This is a genomic window from Acinetobacter kookii, assembly GCF_900096895.1.
Taxonomy (GTDB): Bacteria; Pseudomonadota; Gammaproteobacteria; order Pseudomonadales; family Moraxellaceae; genus Acinetobacter; species Acinetobacter kookii.
The window spans coordinates 1-17,888 of record NZ_FMYO01000003.1 but is presented as its reverse complement, the minus strand read 5'-3'; the positions used below and the strand labels follow the sequence as shown (position 1 = coordinate 17,888).

General features: G+C 40.8%; 18 protein-coding genes. 8 read left to right on the top strand and 10 right to left on the bottom strand.

The window, feature by feature from the left end; genetic code table 11:
- Positions 1 to 53: 53 nt before the first annotated feature.
- Positions 54 to 452 carry a hydroxyisourate hydrolase gene (gene uraH, locus BLP85_RS06255; protein WP_092819270.1) on the top strand — a complete coding sequence of 133 codons (399 nt, stop codon included), beginning with the start codon at positions 54 to 56 and terminating at the stop codon, positions 450 to 452.
- A 162-nt stretch (positions 453 to 614) separates the two neighbouring features.
- On the opposite strand, the gene BLP85_RS06250 is transcribed toward uraH, so the two are convergent.
- The 3 genes from BLP85_RS06250 to BLP85_RS06235 form a co-directional block, all read right to left on the bottom strand.
- Complete coding sequence (locus BLP85_RS06250; protein ID WP_092819269.1) at positions 615 to 1,097, bottom strand: hypothetical protein; 483 nt, start codon at positions 1,095 to 1,097, stop codon at positions 615 to 617.
- Positions 1,098 to 1,127: 30 nt separating this feature from the next.
- Positions 1,128 to 1,355 (bottom strand): hypothetical protein, encoded by a 228-nt coding sequence (locus tag BLP85_RS06245; protein WP_092819268.1) that lies wholly within the window; start codon positions 1,353 to 1,355, stop codon positions 1,128 to 1,130.
- Positions 1,356 to 1,722: 367 nt separating this feature from the next.
- Positions 1,723 to 3,429 carry a M61 family metallopeptidase gene (locus tag BLP85_RS06235; protein WP_092819266.1) on the bottom strand — a complete coding sequence of 569 codons (1,707 nt, stop codon included), beginning with the start codon at positions 3,427 to 3,429 and terminating at the stop codon, positions 1,723 to 1,725.
- 181 nt (positions 3,430 to 3,610) lie between these two features.
- On the opposite strand from BLP85_RS06235, the gene BLP85_RS06230 reads away from it, so the two are divergent.
- From BLP85_RS06230 to slyD, 3 genes are all read left to right on the top strand, one after another.
- The gene (locus tag BLP85_RS06230) at positions 3,611 to 4,921 is read left to right on the top strand and encodes a D-alanyl-D-alanine carboxypeptidase PBP6B (RefSeq protein WP_092819265.1); all 1,311 of its coding nucleotides are present in this window, start codon (positions 3,611 to 3,613) and stop codon (positions 4,919 to 4,921) included.
- Between the two features lie 121 nt (positions 4,922 to 5,042).
- Positions 5,043 to 6,344, top strand: coding sequence for an NAD(P)/FAD-dependent oxidoreductase (locus tag BLP85_RS06225; RefSeq protein WP_092819264.1), 1,302 nt, complete (start codon positions 5,043 to 5,045; stop codon positions 6,342 to 6,344).
- 135 nt (positions 6,345 to 6,479) lie between these two features.
- Positions 6,480 to 6,962: a peptidylprolyl isomerase gene (slyD, locus tag BLP85_RS06220; protein WP_092819263.1), complete on the top strand. Its 483-nt coding sequence runs from the start codon at positions 6,480 to 6,482 to the stop codon at positions 6,960 to 6,962.
- A 136-nt stretch (positions 6,963 to 7,098) separates the two neighbouring features.
- On the opposite strand, the gene BLP85_RS06215 is transcribed toward slyD, so the two are convergent.
- The 4 genes from BLP85_RS06215 to rnk form a co-directional block, all read right to left on the bottom strand.
- On the bottom strand, positions 7,099 to 7,797 hold the full coding sequence (locus BLP85_RS06215; protein WP_092819262.1) for a Crp/Fnr family transcriptional regulator: 699 nt from the start codon (positions 7,795 to 7,797) through the stop codon (positions 7,099 to 7,101).
- 150 nt (positions 7,798 to 7,947) lie between these two features.
- Positions 7,948 to 8,913 (bottom strand): TauD/TfdA dioxygenase family protein, encoded by a 966-nt coding sequence (locus BLP85_RS06210; protein WP_092819261.1) that lies wholly within the window; start codon positions 8,911 to 8,913, stop codon positions 7,948 to 7,950.
- Between the two features lie 9 nt (positions 8,914 to 8,922).
- Positions 8,923 to 9,057: a hypothetical protein gene (locus BLP85_RS15125; protein WP_265733819.1), complete on the bottom strand. Its 135-nt coding sequence runs from the start codon at positions 9,055 to 9,057 to the stop codon at positions 8,923 to 8,925.
- Positions 9,058 to 9,328: 271 nt separating this feature from the next.
- Positions 9,329 to 9,733 carry a nucleoside diphosphate kinase regulator gene (rnk, locus tag BLP85_RS06205; protein WP_092819260.1) on the bottom strand — a complete coding sequence of 135 codons (405 nt, stop codon included), beginning with the start codon at positions 9,731 to 9,733 and terminating at the stop codon, positions 9,329 to 9,331.
- Between the two features lie 126 nt (positions 9,734 to 9,859).
- Here rnk and BLP85_RS06200 point away from each other — a divergent pair, with 126 nt between their 5' ends.
- Positions 9,860 to 11,476, top strand: a complete 1,617-nt coding sequence (locus tag BLP85_RS06200; RefSeq protein ID WP_092819259.1) for a hypothetical protein — start codon at positions 9,860 to 9,862, stop codon at positions 11,474 to 11,476.
- A 48-nt stretch (positions 11,477 to 11,524) separates the two neighbouring features.
- Here BLP85_RS06200 and glyA read toward each other — a convergent pair whose 3' ends face one another.
- Positions 11,525 to 12,778 carry a serine hydroxymethyltransferase gene (gene glyA / locus BLP85_RS06195; protein WP_092819258.1) on the bottom strand — a complete coding sequence of 418 codons (1,254 nt, stop codon included), beginning with the start codon at positions 12,776 to 12,778 and terminating at the stop codon, positions 11,525 to 11,527.
- A 153-nt stretch (positions 12,779 to 12,931) separates the two neighbouring features.
- Positions 12,932 to 14,227, bottom strand: coding sequence for an alpha/beta hydrolase (locus tag BLP85_RS06190; RefSeq protein ID WP_092819257.1), 1,296 nt, complete (start codon positions 14,225 to 14,227; stop codon positions 12,932 to 12,934).
- A gap of 617 nt (positions 14,228 to 14,844) precedes the next feature.
- On the opposite strand from BLP85_RS06190, the gene BLP85_RS06185 reads away from it, so the two are divergent.
- From BLP85_RS06185 to BLP85_RS06175, 3 genes are all read left to right on the top strand, one after another.
- Complete coding sequence (locus BLP85_RS06185) at positions 14,845 to 15,543, top strand: putative quorum-sensing-regulated virulence factor (protein WP_092819256.1); 699 nt, start codon at positions 14,845 to 14,847, stop codon at positions 15,541 to 15,543.
- A gap of 87 nt (positions 15,544 to 15,630) precedes the next feature.
- On the top strand, positions 15,631 to 16,257 hold the full coding sequence (locus BLP85_RS06180; protein ID WP_092819255.1) for a hypothetical protein: 627 nt from the start codon (positions 15,631 to 15,633) through the stop codon (positions 16,255 to 16,257).
- Positions 16,258 to 16,472: 215 nt separating this feature from the next.
- Positions 16,473 to 16,823 carry a hypothetical protein gene (locus BLP85_RS06175; protein WP_092819496.1) on the top strand — a complete coding sequence of 117 codons (351 nt, stop codon included), beginning with the start codon at positions 16,473 to 16,475 and terminating at the stop codon, positions 16,821 to 16,823.
- Positions 16,824 to 17,032: 209 nt separating this feature from the next.
- Here the strand turns inward: BLP85_RS06175 and BLP85_RS06170 are convergent, their stop codons facing one another.
- Positions 17,033 to 17,251, bottom strand: a complete 219-nt coding sequence (locus BLP85_RS06170) for a hypothetical protein (RefSeq protein ID WP_092819254.1) — start codon at positions 17,249 to 17,251, stop codon at positions 17,033 to 17,035.
- Positions 17,252 to 17,888: the final 637 nt, after the last annotated feature.

Sequence of the window (17,888 nt, the reverse complement as noted above, 5' to 3'; positions counted from 1 at the left end):
GTTTTTTTATATTCTGTAGACTGAGTTTAGGTTGCAATTTGAGTCGGCTTATTATGAAAAATATTATCTTTTCTGCTTTAATCGCAGGTTTTTCGACTTTGAGTTTTGCTCAAAATCCTTTAAGTGTTCATGTACTGAATCTGGATTCCGGCTTGCCTGCCTCCAATGTATCCGTAGTACTGGAAGCGCAGCAAGGTGATAAATGGACCAAGCTCAATGAAGCGAAAACCAATAGTGAAGGCAGGGTTACGGATTTATACCCCAAAGACACCAACCTTCAAAAAGGCATTTATAAAGTTACTTTTAAAACCGGCGACTGGTTTAAGGCAAAAAATCAGCGTTCATTCTTTCCAGAAGTCCCCGTAGTATTTGTGATTGATGGCAGTTTGGAGCATTACCATATTCCGCTGTTGCTCAGTCCTTATGGGTATTCAACTTATCGGGGGAACTAAGGACTTAAACTGATTAATGCTAAGAAATATTGATTATCCAAACCCAACCAACTCAATAATAAGCAAATGGTACGAGTCGTCCACATACTAAAGCATTACGCGATCGTGGGTGTAATAGTTGATAAGATTTAATTATTAAAACTCAAGTAAGTAGTTTTATTTTTATAGAAAGAATTCCGCACCAAATTGTAATTCATTACGCTTATAAATTAGAGATCTAAGTTTTTTACATAACTTTCTCCCATTCTTACACATAAAATCCATATCAAACTCAGCAAATAATTGTTGTTCGCGATTTAATAAATCTATCTGGATATATGTTAATTCCAACTCTATATTTTGAATTTTTCCTATTGCTATATGGTCAAATTTTACTAATATCAGTTGCTTTCCACTTTCTTTAATTTTCACATCAAAGATTTCTTCACCAAAATTAATTAAATTAAAAGTAACCTTAACAAATACATTCTGGTTTAAAGTTAATAAATGATTATTTTCAGAGTTTCTATCAAACTCTTGACCTAATACATTAAATACCTCTGTATTAGAAATAATAAACCGTGGCTCAAATATCCTCTGCTGGTCTTCAAATTGCTGCCTCTGAATATTTACAAGTTCTGCTTGCTGTTTAACACTCTCCCTCATCTCATCAATTTGAAGTTGAAGTGCTCTTTCCTACTGTTCTAAAGCCTTGGTGTTTTGATCTAACTGTTTGCCCTGTTGAACATAGCCTAAAATCAACCAAAAGAATGCGACTGGTGCAAATATTCCTGCGAGAAAATCCCCTAAAGAATTTAAATTATTCTGCTCAAATCCGAAGTTTTCTAAAATACAAAAAATGGTTATAGCCAAAAACCAAACTAGAGTTACACAAATTCCAATAATTAAACTTTTTTGATTCATCTTCTAATCATAAAAAATATTTAAGCCATTGTTTAACATAATTTTTATGAAATTATCAAATAATACTTAGGCTATTTAGAACGAAATTTATTCTTCAAAAAATCGTACACAAGCTTAATGCTGACCACAGCAACAATTGTCAAAATACAGGCGAACAAAAGCGCTGCATCAAATGAATACCTCCCATCCAAAAAGTAAATATTGACCGGGTGAGCCAGCACCATGGGCAATATTAATACCCAGATCGGGATATCGAAATTATGGTTCTTTCTCACTTTTATACTTTTTAAAATGAGGCTTAAATAAAGCATAGAACAAAAAAAGAGGATGTAAACATCCTCTTTTATACAAAGTATTTAAAGGTGGATTAAATTGCCTTTAACCACTTCTCAGCCTTAGCCTGATCTGTAACTTTCAGCTCAACTTCAGTCAATTCAGAACCACCGGCCTGAACTTCAAAAGTCATTAGCTCATCACGGCGGAAAGCATGAACAGTATACATTTCCTCTTGTTTTGCATATTTTTCAACAAGTTTAGTCGTCGCTTTCAAACCATCAATCGCGATAACAACATCTTGCGCAGAAAGACCTGCTTTCGCCCCGGCACCCTCTCGACGTGCTTGTTGAATCACCACGCCTTCAGGTTTATCGGCAAGCTTTAAGCCAAATGGCAATGACTTGTCATTTTTAACCTCAAAACTTAGACCAAACTCAGGGAATAACTGGTCTAGCGGCAACTCATCGGTGGTATTAATCAAATGATTGATCTGTTCAAGCCATTTATCACCGGTCAACTCATTACACAAATCGAAGATGGTACGCTCATTAACTTGAACACCATTTTGCGCATTTTTATACAATTTACGCATTAAGGCATCCAGGCTTGAACCGCGTAAACGCAAGCCCAAATCCAGACACAGCGCCACCAAACAGCCCTTATTATAGTAGCTGGTACCGGCGTTATTCGAGTTTTCATCCTGACGGTAGAATTTCACCCAAGCATCAAAACTTGAATCTGCAACGGTTTGAATCGCACGTCCCGGGTTTTGCAAATAGCGGTCTATCTGGGTTGTTAATAATTTCAGATAGGATTCCTGAGAAATCACACCACTACGCAGCAAAATCAGGTCGTCATAATAAGAAGTAAAACCTTCAAAAATCCACAATAATGAAGTGTAGCCTTCTTTGTTCAAATCATAATTGACGAAATTTTCAGGACGGATAAATTTTACCAACCAGGAATGGAAATACTCGTGACTGCACAGCCCCAGAAAACGCTGATAATCCGCTGAGGGTTCAGCAGGTTCATCCGCTTTAGGCAAATCCTCACGCGGGGTAATCAGACTGGTACTGTTCGGATGCTCCAGGCCCCCATAGCTATTGCCTGTCGCCATGGTCATAAAGGTATAGTCGCTAAATGGCGCAGAACCGAACATTGAAATTTCAGTGGCACAGATTTTTTCAATGTCTTGCTGCATGCGCGCGGCATTCATGGCATGTTTGCCAGACACCACGAATTCATGCGGAATACCATTGGCTTCAAAGCTAAAGCGGGTTTGCTCTGCCAGCTCGAAGGGTGAATCAATCAACTGGGCATAGTTGTCTGCCTTTAAGGTATAACGACCTTTAACCAGACTTTTAGCCATTAAACCGGTTGCCAACTGGAAATGCTTCAGCTCATCTGGCAAGAACACTTCCACTTCAACCGCTTTATCTTCCTGTCCCTCAAGTCCCAAACATGCACAGGCCGGATTCACATAAAGGCGGGTTTGATCGACATAAGCGCCACGTACCGATAAATCATAGGCATAGACATCATATTCCACCGTAATCAGCTCATGATCGGTGTTAAATAAACGCCATTTATTCTTTTCAAATTTCTGAATTTGTAAAATGCGGCCCTCTTCATCATATGCACGAACTGACTCAATATGCTTTGAAAATTCACGAATCAGATAGCTGCCCGGAATCCAGGTCGGCAGTGACAAGACTTGGGTGGGATCTGCCAAAAAGCGAAGTGTCACGTGAATAAGATGCTGACGATAATCGTCAAATTCGATTTGATAATGCAACATAATGGGCAATATAAAATATAAGAAAAGTTAACTTAACAATTAGCTTAGCATTTTTTGCCCGGCAATGCTGAACTGTCGCAATTGTCTACAATTCCGACTAGCCATACTTAAAAAAAAGGCATAGCATTCCTCATATTTTTTGCATTTCTACCACCAATGGATTGGTAAATAAGGAAGATCATTGAAAGCTGTCATCTACCTCCTCGCATCCTTAAGTTTATTGTGCTCCACGATAGTCAATGCTGCATTGCTGAACCTGGTTCCTGAAAGCGTTGAAGCCGCTGCATGGACCATTCTTGACACCCAATCAGGTCAGGTCATTGCAGAGCACAATAGCCATGAGCAACGTGCACCGGCATCCATGACCAAAATGATGGTTGCCTATATCGCCCTGAAAGAAATTGAAGCCGGTCATTTAAAGAAAGATGAGGTCATCACGGCGACACCGGTGGTAAAAATGGTGCAGTGGGATGAGTCGCAGATGTACCTGAAAGAAGGTGATCAGATCACCGTTGATCAGCTGCTTGCAGGCCTGATCGTGATGTCAGCCAACGATGCGGCTGTGACTTTGGCAGAACGCATTTCGGGTAGCGTACCGGCTTTCATCGAACGCATGAATAAAGAAGCCAAAACCTTAGGAATGAAGGACACGCATTTTGCCAATGCGCCAGGCGTGACCATGCCAAATCATTACTCATCTGCTCATGACATGGCCTTGCTCGGTCAAGCCGTTAGTGTTCAGACACCTGAATACCTGCATTATTCAGTCATGCCAAGTTTCAGTTATAACCAGCGTTTTCATCGCGCAACCAACCTGGCACTCAAGTTTGACCCCAGTGTGGATGGTTTAAAAACAGGTTTCACCAAAGCGGCAGGCTATAACCTGGCACTGACTGCACACCGTCCTACCGGTAATCCTGCACTGCCTGAACGCCGCCTGATTGTGGTGGTGATGGGAACAAAAAATGCCTTAAAACGTGCTGAAGTTGCACATACCCTGCTGGATATGGCTTATACCTATACCCGTAATGAAGTGGCAATTAAAGACAAGCAGCTGATCGCTGAGTTGCCGGTCATTAAATCCACTTTAAAAATGTTCAAACTGGAAACCAGCCAACCGCAAATTGTGACGACGTCTTTGTATAACCAGCCCTATGCAATTGACCTGCAAACTTATGATAGGGTGAATCAGCGTGTTATGCTGAATACCGGCAATGGAACAATTCAGGCGGTTGCTCCCTTACAAGAAACCAAAACCTACTTAAATGTTGAAATTAAAGAAAAATACCTGACTGCACCTTTAGCCCAAGTCATGCAACTGGCAACTGTGCATGTTTACCAGAATAACCAGTTGATTCGCACCATTGCCATTGAAAATGATGTGCAAATTGAAGAAGCCAATTTCTTCCAGAAAATTGCCATTTGGCTTAAGCAGCTTTTTAGCTTTTTCTCCACTGAGGAAATTAAAGTCAAAATTTATCCTCTAGGTTAATTGCGTGACATTTCTTTAAATTATGTAAGCTGTATAACAATATAAACAAAAGCAATGAATTGAAGGTGGCATATTGATGCCATCTTTTTTTTCGTCTTTAAAATAAAAATAGGTCAAAAAAATGAGTAATCTCCATAAAATTGTTATTGTGGGTGGCGGTGTCGGCGGTTTAGAGCTTGCAACGCAACTGGGTAATACTTTAGGTAAATCCCATCAAGCTCACATCACTTTAGTCGATCAGAAGCTCACCCATATCTGGAAACCGCTGTTACATGAAATTGCCGCGGGTACACTCAATCCGCATGCCGAAGAAACCAATTATTTTGCCCATGCTGCCAAACATCATTATGAGTTTGTTCTGGGCAGTTTTATTGGAATCGACCCAAACGCCAAACAGATTATTCTTGAAACATCGCAGCGGTCTAAATTCCAACAAACCAAGCCAGATCAAAGCCAGAAAAATATTCATCTGGATTACGATACCTTAATTATTGCAGTGGGTTCGACCTCGAATGACTTTAATACTGAAGGCGTGAAACAGCACTGCCATTTTCTGGATAGCCGTAAACAGGCAGATGTGTTTCAGCAAGACCTCCTGCATTTATATTTGCAGGCCCAAAATCATGATACTACCCGCGTCCTGAATATTGCCATTATTGGTGCAGGTGCAACCGGTATAGAACTTGCTGCCGAACTGTTTCAAGCCAAAGAAACTTACTTTAAATATGGCTTAAACAAAATTGACCCGAACAATGTCCATATTAGCGTAATTGAAGCCGCCGACCGGATTTTGCCTGCCCTTTCTGAGACCATCGCCAACCACACCCGCCATCAACTTGAGCAATTTGGAATTCAGGTATTGACCCAACACCGGGTAGCAAAAGTTGACGAGGACAAAGTCTATTTTGCCGATGGAAACTCTATAGATGCCGAACTGAAAGTCTGGGCGGCAGGCATTAAAGCCCCTGCAGTTCTGGAAAAGTTAAAAGGCTTTCAGAAGGACAATATTCACCGCCTTAAAGTGTATGCAACACTGCAAACGCTATCTGATCCGAATGTTTTTGCTTTGGGTGACTGCGCCCATTGCCAACCCACTGCGGATGAACCGGTACTCGGTCCACGTGCTCAGGTGGCCAGCCAGCAAGCCAGTTTCCTGGTTGATGCCATGAAAGCCCGCATTCAGGGCAAGCCCCAACCGATGTTCAAATTCTCCGATAAAGGCTCGCTGGTGTCATTAAGCCATAACAAAGCCGTGGGAGAATTACTCGGACAAGTGAATGTGCAAGGTTTGCTGGCAAAATCGATGTATATTTCTTTATATCGACTGCATCAGGCGACCATTCATGGCTATGTCCATGCAGGTCTTTTAACCGCCAAAGATTTTGTCACCAGAAAAATGGGGCCAAAGATAAAATTGCATTGAAATTTAAAAAATTGTCCCCATTATTAAAAAAACGCCATACAAAGTGGGAAAATTGCAGATTTTTGCTAAATCTAGTCTACAAAACCCACTTTTCACTTTATGATGTACCCTTAAAAAATTGAATGGATCAATAACATGACTGCTATTGCAAATGACCTCGTGGTTTCTTTCCACTACACGTTGACTAACGCAGAGGGCGAAACTCTCGACCAATCACAAGGTGAGCCACTTGCATATTTGCACGGTGCGGGTAACATCATCCCTGGTTTAGAAAACGCTTTAGAAGGCAAAACTGTTGGTGAAAAATTCACTGTAAACGTTCCTGCTGCTGAAGGTTATGGTGAATACAACCCTGATCTCGTACAAGAAGTTCCAGCTCAAATGTTCCAAGGTGTGGACAACATCCAACCTGGCATGCAATTCCAGGCTCAAACTGATGACGGCGTTCAAATCGTGACTGTTAAAGCGGTTGAAGGCGACAACGTTGTTGTAGATGCCAACTTCCCGCTTGCTGGCCAAGATTTAACTTTCGAAGTTGAAATTGTTGAAATTCGTGCAGCTTCTGCTGAAGAATTAGAACACGGTCACGTACACGGTGCAGGTGGTCATCACCACTAAGATCGTTCATGATCATAAAAGGCAAAGTTTTGACTTTGCCTTTTTTATTGCCTTAAATTTTGAAATTATTTTCAGTCATCCAGGAAAGTTTCAGTGTGATGAGCAATTTTCTAATACTCTATCCCGAAATGCCCCGCTAGAAATGACTGATCTGTTTTAAGCGCTGCAGATCAAGAATACGGATTTGACTATAATTCCACTCTACAATGCGCTCTTGGATAAAATATTGCAGTTGCTTGTTTAAGGTTTGCCGGGACACATGCAGTAATTCGGCAAATTCCTGCTGGCTCATTTTAAACTGCATGCTCGAATTGGCCTGACCTGCTGATCTTGCCTGTTGACCCAAGCTTATTAAATGTCGCGCAATTTTTTGCGTCATACTCGCGGTTTGCAGATAACGGTTTTTCTCCATCAAGCCATACATCCGTTCACTCAATAATTGAATGATCTGCCACATGGCTTGCGGCTGCTGCTGTAATTGTTCCAGAAAAACCTGACCTGAAATTACCGCCACTTCGACTTGCTCTACCGCATAAAAATCAAAATTCAGCGGTTTTTGCTGTAAAAATGGCACCAGATTAAACACCGAATACATTTTCACATAATCGCTGACCTTAAACTCGCCATCACTGAGCAGCCAGCCAATCTGCATCCGTCCAGACAACAGCACATAGATATCCTCCATTTTCTGCTGATAATGCAAGATCTGTTGCTGTGGTAAAAAACGCAGATATTTCACATGCTGCATTAAAGTTTGATGCGACTGTGTATTGAATGCAGAAAACACTGCATCCTGACCGAAAATCTGCTGTAATTTTTCTGCGCGACTCTGCATACGAAAGTGATGATCTCATTAAAATAAAAAAACCTAATATATAAATACTAGGTTTTTCGTATGCTTAGACCAACCAATTTTTAGCGCTATGTATATCTCGAATTCAGATCACTACGGGTCCAACACAGCGCAAATCAGTTCGTTGAATCATCAGGATGCTTTTTCCAGAATTTGACCATTTTCAAAAGTAAAATTAGAAATGTCCTGTTTCACCACTTTTTTCAGGCTCACACTTGGGCGACCATCTACACCAAACGGAATATCCCCTGCAATGGTGACACGGCGCACGACACGCAGCTCATCCCCATAATCATTGATTGCACGGTGCTGGGTGGCACGGTTATCCCAGATGGCCACATCACCTACACTCCAGCGCCAGCGCACGATGTTTTCCAGATGCACGGCATAGTCCTGAAATAGATCAAACAGGCGGCGTGAATCCTGGCTGTTATAGCCCACAAAACGTTTAAAGAAGTGCCCCAATAACAAGGTCTTTTCACCGCTTTCCGGATGCACACGCACCAATGGATGCTCTGTTTCATATTCGGTTGAATTGAATAGCGCACGATATTTTTCTGCATCGATACGCGGGCTTGTGGTTACCTTAGAGGCATAGTCATAGTCATTGCTGTGTACTGCTCGTAAACTATCCGCCAAAACTTTCAGTTCTGCTGGCAGGTCGTTATAAGCCGCTGTGGTATTGGCCCAAACCGTATCTCCTCCCGCTGCCGGCGCAACTATACTGCGTAGAATAGAGGCTTTGGGATAATCTTCAATAAAGCTGATATCGGTATGCCAGGTATCTGCCCGTCCACCACGTGAATCCAGTTCTAATACATGGGCTGTGCCACTTTTGACCGGAACCGTTGGGTGGTTTAAAGGCTTTCCTAATAAAGCAGCAAAGCCTTCCTGTTCGTCATCGGTCAGGTGCTGCTGATTTTTAAAGAAGATGGCCTTGTATTTCACCAGTGCATGGTTAATTTCATGGACCGTAGCTTGATCTAGAGTTGCAGAGAGTTTTACGCCCTCAATTTCCGCACCGATACGACCGGTAATCGGTTTCACCTGAATATGTTGATACTGGTAATTTGGGTCATATTGTGCTGTTTGGCTCATGGCGATTCCTTATATTTCAATTTTTATTGCAACATTGTGTTGTTGAAATACAGTCTGCCCTGAATAGGCGATAAACACTGTCAAAGCGTTGACAGTGATCAGCACAATACCTGCTGAAGTTTTGAATTTTCCTGATTTAGCCATCTTGATGACTCACACAGACTCATCGCCCAAAGAAGAAGTGAAATCTTTATCTCAATCTAAACTATTAAAAAATATAAAAAATGTCGAATTTTTAAAGTGATTTATTTATGATCACGTCAAAATATCAAGAAAATCATCTGGGGAATAACATGCACCTGACCTTTGTGGTTTCAGCATTTATGATGGGGTATCTCGATAAAATAAGTAAGCATTAATTATGTTTATCTGCCTATCAAAAAAGCCCCTAAATTAGGGGCTATTTATTTAAAAATTAGAGATAATTGCCTTCACGTTCTGGCTGATACAACACTTTTTCAATTTTCACTTTCATTAAATGACCATCTGGCTGTGGCCATTCAATTTCCTGACCTTCAGCCAATCCTAAAATTGCTGCACCGACGGGCGCGAGTACATTCACCTGCCCTTTCTCACCCAAAAATTCATGCGGGTAAACCAGGGTAATCGTGGTCGGTTCATTCGCAGGGGCAATAGTAATCGATACCCGTGCATTCATTGTCACCACGTTTGCCGGCATATCCTGCGGAGCTACCACTTGGGCACGTGCCAGCTCATCTTCAAGATGCTGCATGGTTGGCGTCAATTTAGATTGATGCTCAAGCATCGTTTCCAAACGATCAAGATCTTGTTGCGAAATCACAATGATAGGTCTTTGCATATTCAACATCCTCTTTTTTTAAACTTTTCTTTCATTCAGCAACAATAAGTCTAGTTACACAGTTGATTTAAAATTTATTTCAAGTATACATGTGTATATAAATAATTACTTTACAAGAATAATACGATGTCTCTTACTGAACTCCATTCAGCAGCTGAACTCGGCTCTCACAATTTTATGCAGCATATTCGCAGCCACTTTGAAATGCCGGAACATCAACATGAATTTTATATTGCTTCCGCACTTAAAACCGTTAATTTTGATGGCACATTTGCCAGTTTTGAACGACTGGATCAACTGTTTACCGCATTTAAAAAACAGATAGGTACACAAGCCACAGATTTTATTGAAGATCCCCTAAAATTAAATACCGTCTACCTGATTTCCAGTTATATCGGGCAATTTATCAGTCAAAAATTGGGTATCGATGAAAAATGGCAAAGCTTTGCAGAGCTGCAAGCCCATTTCGTAAAATTCCGTGATCGTCCCAATAACTTTGTACATAGCTATGCGCTCAATTGCAATGATCAAATTATTCTGCCCCTGCATTATGTGGCAAAGCATTTCTGTGAAAATGATTTACCGCTGAACATCAGCCAGGAAATTGAAGCCATTATTCTGAATTATCAAATTACCTTTGCAGATAAATGCCATAAATTTACTGAACAAATGCACGATTTACAAAGCATGTATTTCAAGGGTTATCCGCTGTTTTGTGGTTCTGCTTTTCAGAATCTGGTGCAGATTTCCGATTTGGATCATAGCCTGTCCAGCCTGGATCGCCTAGATGATCTCATGCGTGAAATTCGCCAGAACTATATGGTTTCAATCGATAAATTTTTAGAAGATGACGCCCATTTTTTCTTTATTCTGTTTTTATCCTCTTATGTTGGGCAAGTCATTGCCGAGCAAGCTGGAACTTCGCTACGCTGGTTCGCGCCGGAACAAGTCAACCAGATGCTCGGGCAACACATCCCGAATGCGTTAACCACCTGCCGGATTGCGCAGATTAATGCTTCCATTTTTTTTGTGACCCATCATATTTGCCAGTTTCTGTTTGAACCTGTCATTCCCGAATCCAGCAAACAATACGTTTTGAATGCCTTGCAAAGCATTAAAGCCAGCAGCAATCCTATTTATTTGGCTGAAGATACGCAAAAGACCAATAGCAATTTACAGCAATCCCCATTTTATGAGGCTTTATATCATGCCGGTCAGCTGACCCAATTTTTATTGCTGCATATTCATGGGGTGGTTCCACGCACTTCTTCCGAGCAGAGCCTGACACCCACCAGTTATCCACCGGGCAATACCTTTTTTAGCCATATGGAGGGACCGGATGGCCCCTTAAGACAACTGGATATCAATGCTGAAAAACATCCTTATAATGTGTTGGGTTATGAGATGTATGCCTGTCTCCCGCATGTGCGAACCGATGCCATTTCCCTGCATGTCCGTAACTATGGCGAACAGCCTATGAACATCCATTTGGTCATCCCTTTTTTCCAGGTGTTTGACTATCGCGGTTTTTGCATTCTGCAGCCCTATTTTCTCAGTAGCGATGCCATCACCAGTAAAAATTTACCCGAGATTTATCATGCCATGGGGGCATTTTTTAAAGGCATTCAAGACAGCGAACGAAATCGCCCGGCAGCGTCACAAACCTGGGCGCAATATTACAAGCCGAGCAAGCTCCCTTATCCAAAGGCGATGCAACAAAATATTCCCCAGCAGGTGTCATAAAAATATAAAAAAAGCCTCCATTCAGGAGGCTTTTTTTAAGTCAGAAACTTATTTTGCGTAAACAGGGAATTTCGCGCAAACAGCAGCAACTTTTTCTTTAACAGTAGCGATCACAGCTTCATCACCTTTGCTGTCCAGGATGTCAGCGATCCAGCCAGCAAGTTCACGTACTTCTGCTTCGCCGAAACCACGCGTTGTAACTGCTGGGGTACCGATACGGATACCAGAAGTCACGAATGGAGAACGCGGGTCGTTAGGTACAGAGTTTTTGTTCACAGTGATGTGAGCAGCACCTAACCAAGCGTCAGCATCTTTACCTGTAATGTCTTGTTTGATTAAAGACAACAAGAACAGGTGGTTTTTCGTACCGCCAGAAACAACGTCATAACCACGAGCGATTAATACTTCAGCCATGGCTTGAGCATTTTTAACCACTTGTTGTTGGTAAGTTTTGTATTCAGATGCCATTGCTTCTTTAAAGCAGATTGCTTTAGCGGCTACAGCGTGAACCAATGGACCACCTTGGTTACCCGGGAATACAGCTGATTGTAATTTTTTCTCGATTTCTTCGTTTGCTTTTGCAAGGATTAAACCTGAACGTGGGCCACGAAGTGTTTTGTGAGTTGTCGTTGTTGTTACGTCAGCAATTTGAACTGGGCTTGGATAAACGCCAGCAGCAACCAGACCTGCTACGTGAGCCATATCGACAAACAGGTAAGCGCCAATTTTGTCCGCGATGTCACGGAAACGTTGCCAATCAACAACTTGGCTGTAAGCAGAGAAACCGGCAACGATCATGCGTGGCTTGTGCTCGATTGCTAAACGCTCAACTTCTTCGTAGTCAATTTCGCCAGTTTCAGGGTTTAGACCGTATTGAACTGCGTTATAAGTCTTACCAGAGAAGCTTACTTTTGCACCGTGAGTCAAGTGACCACCGTGAGCCAGGCTCATACCCAAAACGGTGTCGCCCGGGTTAAGAAGCGCTAAGTAAACTGCAGAGTTTGCTTGAGAACCAGCATGTGGTTGAACGTTAGCGTAATCAGCACCAAAAAGTTCTTTAGCACGGTCAATTGCCAATTGTTCAATAACATCTACATATTCACAACCGCCATAATAGCGTTTGCCTGGGTAGCCTTCTGCATATTTGTTAGTGAGTTTTGATCCTTGCGCTTCCATCACTGCTGGTGAGCAATAGTTTTCAGAAGCAATCAACTCGATGTGCGCTTCTTGGCGAGCATCTTCGTTAGCGATTGCTTGAGCAATTTCCGGGTCAAATTCAGCAATAGAGATATTGGCAAACATTAGCGAGGTCCTATTAAATTAGGGCTTTTAAGCCGTGCTAAGATTGGCGCGTATTGTAGCATGAAGTTTATAAATGTTGAGAATGAACTTTACTCAGTTTGAAATAAAAATGCTCATGATTTAAAAAACATGAGCATAGACAGTCAAAACAAGTTACTGAATTGGCATTAGAGATTTTACATCTGCAATAATATTAGGAATATTCGAAGTATAGGCAGTTGAATGATTCCATGCCAAGTCATATGTCAAAACGATATTAGTCGTTCCAAGTTTTGTTGCATTGGTAATAAGGTCAGCTGTCGCATTTGCCGGAACAGTCGTATCCGACCCACCCTGATAGATTTTTACTGGTGTCGTAACTTTTACAGACAACGGCTGAGAAGTGCTATTCAAAAAGGTTGAAATTGCAGGTACTTGCATAAAATCACTTTGGGTTAAATAACCTGACAATGAAGTATTGGCGGCAGTTGCCATTTTAGTATTAAAATCTATTCCTAAGGGTTCTGAGCAGATTGTTTCAGCTTGTGCAGCTATTGTTGCTGCATTGGTTTCAAAGACTTGAGCATAGGTCGGTGATGCGGCTTGACCCTGCATTCCCGCAGTAATCAGCGCGGCATAAGTATTTAAAGATGCCAGGGTAGAAACTTGATCTTTGAGGGGTAAATTCGCTACAAGCTGTTTTCCCGTATTAAAAATTGTTTGTAAATTAGATGCAGGTGCAACGGCAACAGCTCCTTTATAGTCAAGATTTGCACGCGAAGCATATTGAGCGGCACCTAGTGCTGCATGTCCGCCTTGTGAGTGCCCTACTGCCATCCATTGATTCGATACTTTTACCCCCAAATAATGACGTGCAGCGACAACTGCATCAGTAATTGAATAAGCCTCGCTTTTTAAATTCAGGAAAGGATGAAACTCATTGCCACTTGGCTCGCCCAGGCCTTCATAATCGGGAGCCACCACCACATACCCTGCACTTAAAAGTTGAGTAATCATCCCTTCAATCTCTACCTTCAGTTTACTTCGACTCGGTGCACATTGATCTGCCACACCAGTCGTACCATGCGCCCAAACCACAATTGGCCAGCCTTCTACAGGTGCCGCTGTTTTCGGTGTAATGACCAGTGACGTTGCTTGAACTTCCTGACCATTAACCCCCAGCATTTTATAAGTCATCACCAGGCTTTCACCTGCTACGCTGGTCATATTTGTTTCGGTATAGGCTTCGGTTCTTACCACAGGATCAGCAATGTTATTCAGCGGAATAGAAGGTTCAGGCTGAACAATGACGCCGCCATTATCCCCACCCCCAGTTCCATCGCCAGCTCCATTGTCAACTCCAGTTCCATTACCAGAACCAGATGCACTCTCATCTCCACTTCCCCCCCCACCGCAGGCGGTAAGCAAAAAGGCACTGCTGATTAACACCGTTAATAATGTTTTTTTCATTTTTGCATTTCCTTATATATTGTTATTTTGATGATTGAGGTAATCATGAATACAAACTATTACCTTTATTTAATATTTGAACAATGTGATTTAACATCAAATAAAAAATATAAAAAAAGACTGGATTGCTATTAATATAAATAAATGATTTTTATAGATTTTATTTTTATGGATTTACAAATATCAAACACTATTAATTTAACAAAATATGTCTGCTGTTATTTGTCCAATTCCAGGCTTGCATGAGATCAGGCTGTAAATGTTTAAAAAGAAAAATAGTGAACAAAATGGTCCCTTCTTATGCAGCCTCGATGACCGATCAACAAAAAATGACCGCTCAGAAGCCGTTATCTCAGTTGTAGCGTCCAGATTCTTGAAGTCATTAAACATCACTCAAAGGATATATTCAGGCTTTCTTAAATACCCCCTGATCAAGCCAGTTATCCTAAATTCATCTAAAGCGTATATTTCGCGTGATATTTTCAAAGCAGTGCATTTAACCAGCATTTCGCTACAGAAATCATCATGAATGGGCAAAAGACTGTATTTTCAGTTTGTACCGGTATCTTCGAAAATGCTAAATTTACCCAAACGATCGCAACGGTTATGGACCTGTCATGCAAGCAATTATTCTCGATACCGAAACCCATACTTTAAATGGACAGCCGATTGAGATTGCATATGCGCCGATCCAAATCCAAGGTAGCAAACTTTCCTTAGATAAGAGTGAAATTTTCGACCAGCTCTATAGTGTCGATGAACCGATTTCTTATGCCGCCATGGCGGTGCATCATATTCTGGAATCCGAGCTGGTTGGTCAGCCTCACTACACGACTTTCAGCCTTCCACAGGAAACTACGTATATTATTGGCCACAATATTGATTATGATATTCGTGCCATTGAGAAATGCGGTGTAGATACCAGCAAAATCAAAGCCATTTGTACCCTTGCCCTTGCGCGTTTAGTCTGGCCAGATGCCGAGGCTCATAATATTTCTGCCCTTATTTATATGATCAGCAAAGGCAGTGAAAAAGCCCGTGAAATGATTAAAAAAGCGCATCGTGCCGATATGGATATTATTTTAACCGCCAATATTTTGATGCATGAAATCCATCATTTAAACATTCAAAACATTGAAGAGCTTTATCTGGCATCGGAAGACGCACGTATTCCTCGTACGATTAATTTCGGTAAACACCGGGGTACAGCGATAGCAGACTTACCGGCAGATTATATGCAGTGGCTGCTTCGTCAGGAAGATCTGGACCCTTATTTGCGCAAGGCTCTCGAGAAAGCCAATATTTTAACGCTGTAATATTATGATTTGTAATATTATTTAAATAATACTGTCATTATTAATACTTACAATCGGCCTTAGTTTACCGCGGGGATAAATTAAGGCATGAATCAATATCATAAAACTGATTTAGGCATTGAAAGTTTAAAACAACGTTCACTCAATCTGAATGCACGTCAACGCCGGCTGTTACTGCTGATCGGCACCGATGATTTTGACCTGCTTGCCGAACAATTCAAGCGTCGTATCGCGCCACCCGAATTACTTGAACAATTGCTGGAAATGGGATTAATTGCCCAGCAAGCGAGCCCATCCATTGAAGCTCCACTTCCATCCAGTCCCCTGAATACAGAAATTGAAGCCAGCCTTTCGCTGCAAACCTCTCAACTTAAGGATCACTCTGCCGAAGAGATCTTGGTTCCCGGCATTTCCCCATCTTCAATCACGGATGAAAAAGCTGAGCCGGCCTCCTATGAAAATGAAATACAGACAACGCTAGAAGTCATGGACTTTGAACAAGTCAAACAATTTATGGCTCAACTGCTGCAACGGCATTGCGGCTTAATGGCCAAACAGCTGATTAACCGTATTCTTTCTGCCGATGATTTACGCAGTTTAAAACAGTGTCAAATGCAATGGATTACCACCTTACAGGAAAGTCGCATGACACCTCAGGAATTAAATAAATACCTTAACCAGATCAATTTTTCGCTCCAGAAACATCTGAGCTGATCAGGCTTAAGAGCTTTTTTATGTTTCATTATTTATTTAAGGTCTTAACTATTGAAAGGATATTTTTTTTTATAGTTATAAAACAATAAGATTGGATTTATTCAACCACAGCCAGATTAAACTAGAACCCCTGGCCTGCGCCTAAATACGACCTAAGCTGAATGGCAAATATTTGCTAAAAGCCCAATATAGTCAATATTTCAGGGGAATTCATGATGACGTCCTTACATTATTTAGAATTTCATCCAGCAGACAATCCTATGCACTTAAAAAAAGTAGGTAACTGGGTACTGACATTTTTAAGTCCGAAAGAGAATCTGAATCATATTCAACTTGCCATTACCAGTGTATTGCCCCGTCAGGTCAGCGAAAACCTGCAACCCCTTCGGGTCATTATTGATCAAACAGAAGTTGAAAATCGCTGGTCAATCCAGCAAATCATCTGTTACAACAGTACGCAAGGCAAGGATGAAATATTCAGTTGTGATGATGGCATTGGAATCAAAGTCATAGAAAACATCATACAAGAATTTAATAAATATGATGTCGAGCTCAGTTTAATTTAAGCCTTCATCTTTTATTCGATTCCCTAATATTTTCCAATCGTATTGTTACTATTTTATAAAAACTCACCTTGAACAGTGAGTTTTTACCTTTTATCCATAATTTAGAATAAGTTTTATCAGACTTCTTTCATAAATTCCCTTTATTTCTCTCTCTGGGAAAAAAATAAAGAGGGTGGGAACAAAGATGAAAGAAGTCAACTATATATGCATTATTCAATTATACGATAAATACTCGCGGAAATACGGCTTTCAAAAAGCAGTTCAATACTGGGGCGAATAATTTCACCATTCACAATAATATGTTCAATCTTTTGAAATAATGAGAGTTTATGCAATACTGAATTTTCCGGAATTGCCCGTAATAATGCCTGTACTGCATGAATATTGCTAAATTGGTCTTTAACCTTCACCTCTATTAATTGGCTCATATTATTCTCTGCTCTCTTTATTTAACTAAACTTTTTATAACATATATTTGATTTATCCATAATTTAGAGATGTTAGATTTCTTGGCAATGTAATTTTTTATAACTCAATAAATGATATCTACTTTAAATATTTCAGTTAAGCTTTCTAAACTTCAATAATAAACTCTGTAGATCACCTTCAGTAATCTAAAATAAGTTCTGCAATTGGGGCCATCCGCAAAGCATTTTTTGACATGAAAAATAAGAAAGCCCGCATTACTGCGGGCTTTTATGTTGGAAGGCTAGTGCTGATTTTTTGCTTCAACCCGAAGTTGCAAGCTCAACAAGCTGTCATTGATCCGTCCAACCACTTTGTAGCGTCTCTCGACCTACTGTATTTTTAATATAAAACTCGAAAATGAAATAGGCAACCCTGACCAACATTTATATACAACAATCTAAAGAAACTATGATTGTATATTTTATAAACACGTGAATAATAGATGTCGTTTTAATATCCGCGCTTAAATTCACATAAAACCTTAAATAAGGCCATATTTAATAGGGCAGAGTAAAACTTGAAGTGCGACATAAACCACCTAATTAATTTAAAGGGTTTATGGAGTATATAAAATTGTCATACCATCATCTTAACTTT